This window comes from Bradyrhizobium sp. P2_E8 (genome assembly GCF_056403875.1).
The window spans coordinates 1-3,460 of the sequence record NZ_JBFUES010000816.1 but is presented as its reverse complement, the minus strand read 5'-3'; the positions used below and the strand labels follow the sequence as shown (position 1 = coordinate 3,460).

General features: G+C 65.8%; 2 protein-coding genes. One reads left to right on the top strand and one right to left on the bottom strand.

Annotation, left to right across the window (positions count from 1 at the left end):
* Nucleotides 1–21: 21 nt before the first annotated feature.
* The gene (locus AC1D00_RS32375; RefSeq protein ID WP_477013463.1) at nucleotides 22–1,968 is read right to left on the bottom strand and encodes a sigma-54 interaction domain-containing protein; all 1,947 of its coding nucleotides are present in this window, start codon (nucleotides 1,966–1,968) and stop codon (nucleotides 22–24) included.
* A gap of 159 nt (nucleotides 1,969–2,127) precedes the next feature.
* Here AC1D00_RS32375 and AC1D00_RS32370 point away from each other — a divergent pair.
* Nucleotides 2,128–3,460 (top strand): CmpA/NrtA family ABC transporter substrate-binding protein (locus AC1D00_RS32370; protein WP_477013462.1); only part of this gene is annotated, 1,333 nt, incomplete at its 3' end.

Sequence of the window (3,460 nt, the reverse complement as noted above, 5' to 3'; positions counted from 1 at the left end):
TCCTCATCCCGAGGAGCCCGCCTAAAGCGGGCGTCTCGAAGGATGGGCCACTTGCGGACGGGGCGCGATCCCAAGCGCCTTGATCCGCGAGGCCAGCGTGGTCGGCTTGATATCCAGCATCTCCGCCGCGCCGCCGGGGCCGAAGACTTTCCCTGCGCAGGCCTCGAGCGCGGCGAGGATGTTGGCGCGCTCGTGATCGCGCATCTCCGACGACGTCATGACCGCCGGACGCGCATCGGCCTTCTGGCGCGCGGCGCCGGTCGGAACCAGCGCGCCGGAGGTGTCAGGCAGGTCGATGCGCAGGCGGCCGTTCTGCGACAGGATTGCGGCGCGCTCGATCACGTTCTGCAATTCGCGGACATTGCCGGGCCAGTCGTAGCGCGCGAGCCGCCGCGCATCGCCTTCCGACAGGCGCAAATTCGATTTCAGCGCCTTGCCCTCGCGCGTCAAAAAATGCTGGGCGAGCAGTGGAATGTCCTCGCGCCRCTCGCGCAGGGGCACCGTCTCGATCGGGAAGACGTTGAGGCGGAAATAGAGATCCTCGCGAAAACGTCCGCGCTGCACCTCCTGCTTGAGGTCGCGGTTGGTCGCGGCGATGACGCGGACGTCGACGGCGCGGGTGCGCTCCTGTCCGACGCGCTCGAAATTGCCTTCCTGCAACACGCGCAGCAGCTTGCCTTGCAGTTCGAGCGGGATCTCGCCGACCTCGTCGAGGAACAGGGTGCCGCCGTCGGCGAGCTCGAACCGGCCGATGCGGTCGCGCGTCGCGCCGGTGAAGGCGCCGCGGACATGGCCAAAGAACTCGCTCTCGAACAATTCGCGCGGGATCGCGGCGCAGTTGACGCGGATCAGCGGCCGGTCGCTGCGGGTGGAGTCCTCGTGAATGGCGCGGGCGATCAGCTCCTTGCCGGTGCCGGACTCGCCGGTGATCATCACGGCCGCGGTGGTCGGCGCCACCAGCTTGACCTGGCGCAGCGTCTTCTGGACCGCCTCGCTCTGGCCGATGATGCCGCGCGGATTGGTCTCGATGCGGATTTCCTCCTGGAGATAGGCGTTCTCCAGCTCGAGCCGCTCGCGCAGACGGTCGACTTCAGTGAGCGCGGCGTGCAGCTTCTCGTCGGCCTCGCGGCGCTGGCTGACGTCGCGAAACACCACGACCGCGCCGACCACGACACCGCGATCGCGGATCGGGGTCGAGGTGTATTCGACCCAGGCCGGCGAGCCGTCCTTGCGCCAGAACACCTCGCCGTCGACCTGGTGCACGGCGCCGTCGCGGAACGCCGCATAGATCGGGCAGTCGTGGTTGTGATAGTGCCGGCCATCGTGATGGGTGTGGTGCACGATCGGGTGGATCTCCTTGCCGACCAGCTCTTCGGCGGTCCAGCCCAGCATCCGTTCGGCGGCAGGGTTGACGAAGGTGGTCTTTCCTTCCGCATTCACGCCATAGATGCCTTCGCCGGCGGCGCGCAGGATCAGCTGGTTCTCGCGCTCGATGTCCTGGAACACCCGCTCGACCCGCTGCCAGGTCGAGATGCCGCTGCGCATGTGGTCTTCGGCGGCGGCATCGACATTGCGGCGGCGGCGCGCGTCGAGATCGGTCAGCGTGAGCAGCACCAGCGTGCGGCCGTCATGGGGCAGGACGCAGCCGGCATATTCCAGCCGGAGATTTTGCCCGGTGGCATGGCGGGGGGTGAGCGCCGTGGTCCAGTAGGCGCCCTTGTGCAGCACGGCCTGCGTGAACACGGTCAGCGCCGGAATCTCGCCGGCGTGCAGGGTGCTGGCCCTGGTCTGCCGCAGCAGCGCGCGRTCATAGCCGAGCAGGGCGCAGGCGGCCGGATTGGCATCGATGATCTGGTCGGCATAGGGATCGACCAGCAGCGTGGCCTCGACGGAGGATTCGAAGGCCGCGACGCGCGGATCGATCGCCTCGGCGGTATCATCGGAAACGAGCATTGGCGTCGTTGCCATTACGAAATCTCGTGATTCAACTACGAATTATCGTATATCACGAGTTTTCGTAGCGACCAAGTGTGATGAAAAGTGCTGCGTCATCAAAGCACTGGCCGGCCGAAAGGCGGTGGCATGCTCCTTGCGTAATTCCCCCTGCAATGACGCGCAGGAGGTCCGATGTCCACGTTCGACAATCCGTTTGATCCCGATCGCAACCTTCGAGCCGGCTGCGTCTGTGGCCAGCACCAATCCGCGGCGGAGCACGAGCAGGCCACGGCGATGCGCTGCGCGCCCGTCGAGAGCGAGGAGAAGCGCTACGAGGGCGTCGTCGCCTCCGCGGTGATGCGCGCGATGTTTCCGCAGGACGTGGCGCGGCGCGCCTTCCTGAAATCCGTCGGTGCGTCCACGGCGCTGGCCGCGCTGTCGCAGTTCTTTCCGATTCAGACGGCGACCGAAGTCTTTGCACAGGCCGGAGCGCCCGAGAAGAAGGACCTCAAGGTCGGCTTCATCCCGATCACCTGCGCGACGCCGATCATCATGGCGGCGCCGATGGGCTTCTATTCCAAGCACGGCCTCAACGTCGAAGTGGTCAAGACCGCTGGCTGGGCCGTGATCCGCGACAAGACCATCAACAAGGAATACGACGCCGCGCACATGCTGGCGCCGATGCCGATCGCGATCTCGCTCGGCCTCGGTGCCAACGCGATTCCGTTTGCCGTCCCCGCGATCGAGAACATCAACGGGCAGGGCATCGTGCTGGCGACCAAGCACAAGGACAAGCGCGACCCGAAGGACTGGAAGGGCCTGAAATTCGCGATCCCCTTCGACTACTCCATGCACAATTATCTGCTGCGCTACTATCTCGCGGAGCACGGGCTCGACCCCGACACCGACGTGCAGCTGCGCTCGGTGCCGCCGCCGGAAATGGTCGCCAACCTGCGCGCCGACAACATCGACGGCTTCCTCGCGCCCGACAACATCTGCCAGCGCGCGATCTACGACGGCGTCGGCTTCATGCATCTCCTGTCCAAGGAGATCTGGGACGGCCATCCCTGCTGCAGCTTTGCCGCCAGCCGCGAATTCATCACCACGGCGCCGAACAGCTTTGCCGCGCTGACGCGCGCCATCGTTGATGCCACCGCCTATGCGTCGAAGGCCGAGAACCGCAAGCAGATCGCGGAGGCCATCGCGCCCGCCAACTACATCAATGCACCGGTCACGGTGCTGGAGCAGGTGCTGACCGGCACCTATGCCGACGGCCTCGGCGGGGTGAAGACCGACGCCAAGCGCGTCGATTTCGATCCGTTCCCCTGGCAGTCCTTTGCGGTGTGGATGCTGACGCAGATGAAGCGCTGGGGCCAGATCAAGGGCGACGTCGACTACAAGGCGGTGGCCGAGCAGGTGTATCTGGCGACGGATACCAAGAAGCTGATGACCGAGATGGGCCTGTCGCCGCCGGCGAGTGCTTACAAGTCGTTCGCGGTGATGGGCAAGACCTTCGATCCGGCAA